The sequence below is a fragment of the Corynebacterium sp. HMSC034H07 genome (assembly GCF_001815175.1).
GTDB classification, from domain to species: domain Bacteria; phylum Actinomycetota; class Actinomycetes; order Mycobacteriales; family Mycobacteriaceae; genus Corynebacterium; species Corynebacterium hiratae.
In genome coordinates, this window is the sequence record NZ_KV819546.1 from 22383 (window position 1) to 28636 (window position 6254).

3 protein-coding genes and 2 pseudogenes are annotated in these 6254 nt (G+C 65.4%); 4 read left to right on the forward strand and 1 reads right to left on the reverse strand.

Annotated elements, in window-relative coordinates:
• Positions 1-3 precede the first annotated feature (3 nt).
• The 4 genes and pseudogenes from HMPREF3009_RS12875 to HMPREF3009_RS13910 all read left to right on the forward strand — a co-directional run bounded on the left by HMPREF3009_RS12875 (position 4) and on the right by HMPREF3009_RS13910 (position 5969).
• Positions 4-401: pseudogene (locus HMPREF3009_RS12875) on the forward strand (arsenate reductase ArsC).
• A gap of 83 nt (positions 402-484) precedes the next feature.
• Entirely contained in the window at positions 485-3031 is a 2547-nt protein-coding gene (locus tag HMPREF3009_RS12880) for an ABC transporter ATP-binding protein/permease (protein WP_070510587.1), read from the forward strand.
• The gene (locus tag HMPREF3009_RS12885; RefSeq protein WP_049157408.1) at positions 3028-4761 is read left to right on the forward strand and encodes an ABC transporter ATP-binding protein; all 1734 of its coding nucleotides are present in this window, start codon (positions 3028-3030) and stop codon (positions 4759-4761) included. The genes HMPREF3009_RS12880 and HMPREF3009_RS12885 overlap by 4 nt, the downstream gene beginning before the upstream one ends.
• Before the next feature lie 779 nt (positions 4762-5540).
• Positions 5541-5969 carry a GmrSD restriction endonuclease domain-containing protein gene (locus HMPREF3009_RS13910; RefSeq protein ID WP_070491109.1) on the forward strand — a complete coding sequence of 143 codons (429 nt, stop codon included), beginning with the start codon at positions 5541-5543 and terminating at the stop codon, positions 5967-5969.
• On the opposite strand, the pseudogene HMPREF3009_RS12895 reads toward HMPREF3009_RS13910, so the two are convergent.
• Positions 5966-6254: pseudogene (locus tag HMPREF3009_RS12895) on the reverse strand (hypothetical protein); the annotation flags it as partial. The gene HMPREF3009_RS13910 and the pseudogene HMPREF3009_RS12895 overlap by 4 nt on opposite strands.

A 6254-nucleotide genomic window follows, 5' to 3' on the forward strand; every position in this document is an offset into this window, starting at 1 on the left:
GCTATGACCCGACCCACGATCATGTTTGTGTGCGTTCACAATGCAGGCCGCTCCCAGATGGCGGCGGCTTTTGCCAAGACGCTGTCCGGCGGACGCATTGAGGTCCGCTCCGCGGGCTCCGCCCCCGCTGATTCGATCAACCCCGTGGTACGAGAGGCGATGGCGGAGGTCGGGATCGATCTGGCCGCGGCGCGCCCGAGGGTGCTGGTGGCTGAGGACGTGCAATCCTCCGACGTCGTCATCACGATGGGCTGCGGCGATGCGTGTCCGTTTTTCCCGGCACGCGCTATGAGGATTGGCAGCTGGCCGATCCGGCTGGGCAGGACCTTGCCACCGTGCGCGTGATCCGCGACGAGATTCAGGCTCGGGTGCGCGAGCTGGTGGCGAGCCTGCAGCCCTAGGCGCCGCGCCGACGCATTTGACCCCGCCCTCGACTTAGGTTAGGATAACCTCAATTTGTGGTGCGGCGCAGGAGGGAATGCACATGGCGAAACGGGGTTTTGAGGGCGTGCTGACGCGCGGATTTGGAGCGCGCGACCACAGCGCAACAGTCACGGCCGTGACCTACCTCGCCCCGCATTTCGTGCGAATCCACCTGGTGAGTGCAAGTCTGCTTGCCGAGGTCGTTCTCGCGCCCACGGCCTGGCTGCGGTTCTGGTTCCCCGATCCGGACGGCAGCGACCAGGAACATCAGCGCGGCTACACCATCGTCGAGGCCGACCCGGATACCGGTGAGTTCGCGATCGACGTGGTGCTGCACGAACCTGCCGGGCCGGCCTCCAGCTGGGCAAGCCAGGCACAGCCGGGCGATACCATCGCGGTCACTACGCTCGGCTCGACGGGTTTCGTCCTGCCCGAGGAACTACCCGACGGATACCTCGTCATTGGTGATGCCGCGTCGCTGCCCGCCATCAATTCAATCCTCGAGGTGCTTCCATCCGAGCTGCCGGTCGAACTGTACCTGGAAGAGCACACGCTCGATGACCACATGCTGGAAATCCGCACGCATCCGCGCGCGCGAGTGCATTGGGTGCCGCGCGTCGATGAGGCGAGCCTGGCGGCGGGACTGGCTGCGCGGGACTGGTCGAACTGGAGCGCGTGGGTGGCGTGTGAGTCCGACAGCTTGAAATATGTGCGTCGCCGCCTGATGAACGATTTTGGCTTCCCGAAGTCCGAAATCCAAGCCCGCGCCTACTGGTGTTATGGGCGGGCATTCGGCAAAAAACGCCCCAAGGATCTGCCCGAGGCTGCCGCCGCGCAGGTACCTGCGGCCGGCGAGGCTGCGCCTATCAGCGGGACGTGGCGGGCTGAGGCCGGTCGGCGCCTGCTCGCCCCGCTGCGCACAACCTTCATCCTGGCGGCGATCGTGCAAGCGCTGGCCACACTCGCGCAGCTGGCCCCCTACGTCCTGCTCGTCGAACTCGCCCGGCTGCTGCTCGTCGGCGCCGGCACCGACGCGCTCATCCGCCTGGGCTGGTGGGCCGGCCTGGTCCTTATCGCGGGCGCGCTACTCACGACCGGGCTGATGACCTGGCTGCACATCGTCGATGCGCGCGTCAGTCAGGACCTGCGCACCCGACTGCTGATGACGCTCGGACGCGTGCCCCTCGGGTTTTTCGATACCCGCAGCGCGGCGCACATCAAGCAGCTGGTGCACGATGATCCGCTGGCGATGCACTACCTCATCACGCATGCGGTGCCCGATGCGGTCGGCGCCATCGTCGCGCCTGTGGCCGTCTTGGGCTACCTGTTCGTGATCGACTGGCGGGTGGCGCTCACCCTGCTGCTGCCGGTGCTCGCCTACCTGATCGGCATGTACATCATGATGACGCAGTCGGGCCCGCGCGTAGTGCAGGCGCCGCAGTGGCGCCAGCAGATGGCCAGCGCTGCTGACGCCTACCTGCAGGGGCAGGCCGTCGTACGCGTCTTCGGGGGTGCAGCCGCCGCGCCCTTCACCCGGAGCCTGCGAGACTACCTCGATTTCCTGCGATCCTGGCAGCAGCCGCTCAGCGGCCGCAAAACCTTCATCGATCTGGTCACGCGCCCCGCGACGTTCCTGTTCCTCAGCTGCGTGGTGGGCACCGCGCTCATCACCGCGGGCATGATGGATCCGATCTCGCTGCTGCCCTTCCTCTTTCTTGGCACGACGTTCGGTGCGCGGCTACTGGGCGTCGGCTACGGTCTGCAGGCGCTGCGCGACGGTATGCTCGCGGCACGCCGAATCCAGGTCATGCTCGACCAGGAGCAGCTGTCCACGCTGCCTGAGGTCGAGCATGCGGCGAGCGCGCCGAGGCCCGCTGGTCTCGTCGAGTTCGATGATGTGAGCTTTGGCTACGACGCGTCTACCCCCGTGCTGTCGGGCGTCTCGCTGCGCCTGGCGCCCGGTACCATCACTGCGCTCGTGGGCCCGTCCGGTGCGGGTAAATCCACCCTGGCGAGCCTGCTTGCCCGGTTCTACGACGTGACCGACGGCGCAATCCGCATCGGCGGCCACGATCTTCGTACGCTCGAGGCATCACAGCTGTATTCGCGGGTTGGCTTCGTCTTCCAGAATCCGCAACTGGTGCGCGCCAGCGCCCACGAGAACATCGCGCTCGCCCGCCCGGATGCCAGTCGGCACGAGGTGGAGCAGGCTGCCCGCGCCGCTCACATTCACGAGCGCATCCTCGCCCTACCGGACGGCTATGACACGATCCTGGGCGCTGACATCGCCCTATCCGGCGGTGAACGCCAGCGCATCACCATCGCCCGTGCGCTGCTGGCCGACTGCCCAATCCTCGTGCTGGACGAGGCGACGGCATTTTCCGACCCCGAATCCGAATACCTCGTCCAGCAGGCGGTCAGCCGCCTGACCGCCGGACGCACCGTGCTGCTCATCGCTCACCGCCTGCACACCATCACTGGCGTCGATACCATCGTTGTGCTCGATGGCGGCCAGATCATCGAGCAGGGTCGGCACGAGGAACTGCTCGCACGCGGCGGTCGCTACGCCGAACTCTGGGCAGCCGCCGAGACGAAGGCCACCTCATGATCCGCACGCTCATTAACCTGCTGCCACCGGCCCAGCGCCGCCATATCACCCCCTACCTGGCGCTCACGGCGCTAAGTATCGCGCTACGCGCCGCAGCGGCGCTCGCCCTCATTCCGCTCATCTCGGCCCTGTTCAGCTCGCAGCCGGGTGATGCCTGGCGCCCTCTGGCCATGATCGCGATCGCTACGGCGCTTGGCTGGGGGTGCGATAGCGCCGCGGCCCGCCACGCCTACGCTGTTGGCTTCGTGCTGCTGGATCACGCTCAGCACACCGTCGCCGAGCGCATCACCACCATCCGATTGCAGTGGCTGACCGGCGATAACCTGGCCACCACGCGTCAGGCGGTCGCTGCCACCGGTCCCGAACTCGTCGGGTTGATCGCCTACCTGGTGACGCCGCTGCTGAACGCCCTTATTCTTCCGGCCGCGATCGGCATCGGCCTGCTGTGGTTTTCTCCGACGCTCGGCGCTGCAGCGCTGGCGTTCCTGCCGCTGCTGCTTGGCGCCCTCGTCCTCTCGATGCGCCTGGCGCGCAGCGCCGACGCCGCCGCGGATCGCGCCCACGCCCAGCTGTCCGAGCGCCTCCTGGAGTTCGCCCGCACCCAGCAGGCGTTGCGCTCCGCCCGCCGCGTCGATACCGAGAGCAGCCATGTCGGCCAGGCACTTGCCGCGCGCACTCATGCGATGAGTCGACTGCTCGCCTACCGCGCGCCCGAGCAGCTGGTTTTCACTCTGCTGACCCAGCTCGCCCTCATTGCGCTCGGCGCCCTCGCGGTCAGCCGCGCCGTCACCGGCGAGGTTTCCCCCGCCGCCGCGATCGCGCTCATCGTCGTCATCGTCCGCTTCTTGGAGCCCCTGGCGCTCGTGGCCGATATCACCGCCGGCTTGCAACTGACCACGAACGCACTGCGCACCATCCACACCGTGCTTGCCGCACCGCGCGAGCACCCCGGAACCGCGACACCAACCCTCTCAACCGCTCCCCAGATCGAGGTCGCCGACGTCACCTTCGGTTATGACGCCACGCGCGAGCGCCCCGTGCTTGACGGCCTGAACCTCACCTTCCAGCCGGGCACCACAACCGCGATCGTCGGGCCTTCTGGCTCGGGCAAATCCACCCTGCTGTTCCTGCTGGCCGGGCTCCACCAGCCCACCTCCGGAAGCATCCGTATCCAGGGCACGGACCTCGCCGAGCTCACTCCCGCCGCCCGCCGCGCCCTCATCGCCGTCATCTTCCAAGACCCGTACCTGTTTGACGGCACACTGCTGGACAACATCTCCATCGGTAATCCCCACGCCACCGGCGAGCAGATCGAGCGCGCCACCGCACTCGCGCGCGTGGATGCCGTTGCCGCGCAACTCACCGACGGCATGGCCACAATGGTCGGCGACGGTGGCACGCTGCTATCGGGCGGGCAGCGCCAGCGCGTCTCGATCGCCCGCGCCCTGCTCAGCTGCGCCCCCGTGCTGCTAGTCGATGAGGCCACCAGCGCGCTCGATACCGAAAACGAACGCGCCGTCGCCGCTGCCCTGAGCTCGGAGACCACGCCCCGCACCCGCATCATCGTCGCGCACCGCCTGTCCTCCATCCGCCAGGCCGACCGCGTCATCTTCTTCGATGCCGGCCGCGTCATCGAGGACGGCAGCATCGAGGACCTGCTCGCCCTTGATGGCCGCTTCGCCGCATACTGGCGCCAGCAGCAGGCCGCCAGCGCTTGGCGCGTGCGCTAGTGCTCCCGCCAAGCCCTACGGTAGATTCAACGCCCTAGCCTACGTGACCCAGCTCACCGCCGGGTTGAAAGGATGGCATCAAGAAACGCTGTGCAGCAATGGCTCTGGTTTTTGCAGCTACGCTCGCCGGTTGTGGCGACGAGACCGCACCTGAGAGTTCGGCCTCGCCTGCCACGAGATCACCCCCCGACCACCTCAGCTCCTTCCATCAGCGCAAAGCTCAGCGTTGACAGCACGGATAAGCCCCTGACATCTGCCGCGTGCGCCACGATCGACGGGGAATCAACGGTGTCATTCGAAACACCGGATCAGCCGCAGTCGTTGCTCACCGTCAAGGTTGCCGATGGCGCCGTCAAGGATGTGATATGGCAAGCCGGCAACACCCTGCACTCCTGGGGAGGCGACTACTTTGGACGTGACCCGCTCGTGAGTGTTGACGCAGACCGCTGGCGGATCGAGGCCTCCGTGCGTGAAATCAGCGGCGACGGTGCGGCCGAACTCAAGGCTATGGAAATCCAAGCGGAGATCGACTGCACGTCTGACGAGAGCCATCATCGCGACGACCCGTATCAGTCGGTAGCCAACGGCCAGTACGCACCGAGCCCTGAGCGCAAAGCTCAGCTCGAGCCACTCGATGCTCTATTCGCCAAGACTCAAAGCGAGGTGATAATCGACGGGCAGGCAGCGACCGTCACGAAAACGTCATGTGACCCCAGCTTCGTCGCTAAAACCAATGTGAGGGCCGATCTTGAGATCGGCGGAGAATCAGCATCCCTATCGTGGGACTTCACCGATCCCGCCGTGCCAAAAGCCGTGGAGTTGCGTCTAACGGGCAACCAGCTTGGCTGGCAGCACGAAAAAACGTCCTACCCGCACACCGGGTCGAGGGCAAAGCCCACGCACTGCGCGGCACGGTCTATTCCGATGACCTGTCCAAAACCAGCACCATCGAGCCCGTCATTTTCTGCGAAGCAAAAGTATGGACACATCGTCTTGGGAACCTACTGCTGCTCAATCGCCGGAAAAACTCCAGTGCTTGCAATTATGACTTCGATGTTAAGAAGGAGAGGTACTTCAAGTCGGGGAAAGGCGTGGCGGTGTTCGCACTCACCACGCAGGTACTTGGAGAACCGGTGTGGACTCCGAGTGTTATCGAGCGACGTCAGAAAGAGCTTTTGGAGATCTTGATTAAGGAGTGGCAACTCTAATCACACCCTGGCGCCTGCCCAATGTCCGCCTTGATGGCTACTACTTGGGTGCTGCCGTCGCGGAAGTGGAAAGTCACCGTACCGTCGATGTTAACGGTGCCTTTGTCGAGCAAAGCTACGCAGAGGTATGGGTTGAAGGCCAACTGTTCAAGTTCAAGGTTGGCGGTCTCTTGCCTGTAGTAGTGGTAGGCGGCTAGTCGGTTGTGCTTGTTGTGGATTTCGTCGACCACGGCAGCGTGCTCAGCTAACAGCGCCTGTGGGGTTGCCCGCAAATCGTGGACACGT